The following is a 341-nucleotide window of genomic DNA, read 5'->3' as shown; positions in this document are numbered from 1 at the left end:
GGCAGGATTAGAGATAGAACAATATTTATTAACTAACTTAGATTTGGCCATTGAACGAGTATTACAATCTCGGCAGAGAACTCTTTGCTTATTTAACCTGATGATCACAGGACTACTAGCATTAGAAGTAATAAATCTAATATTAGTCTGAAGATGACCATTATGAATCAGATTAACAGAACCGCAAAAAGGACAAGCAGGCTGAATAAGAGTAGCTTGAAAGACCTTATACTTAATACCGTTAATTAATTTAAAGAAATGAGCATTAAAAGTGATATTAGGGTCTTGGATATCGAGCGAAAATTTAATACAATCATTGTAAGAGGACATAGAAAAACCTT

Annotated in this window: 1 protein-coding gene; it reads right to left on the bottom strand. The window is 32.6% G+C overall.

The annotated features are described in order from the left end of the window. Positions 1-330: transposase family protein (locus FC45_RS07540; protein ID WP_162257479.1), on the bottom strand; the 330-nt coding region annotated here is incomplete at its 3' end. Positions 331-341 lie beyond the last annotated feature (11 nt).

The sequence above is a fragment of the Lactobacillus jensenii DSM 20557 genome (assembly GCF_001436455.1).
GTDB classification, from domain to species: domain Bacteria; phylum Bacillota; class Bacilli; order Lactobacillales; family Lactobacillaceae; genus Lactobacillus; species Lactobacillus jensenii.
This window is presented reverse-complemented; position numbering and strand designations above follow the sequence as displayed.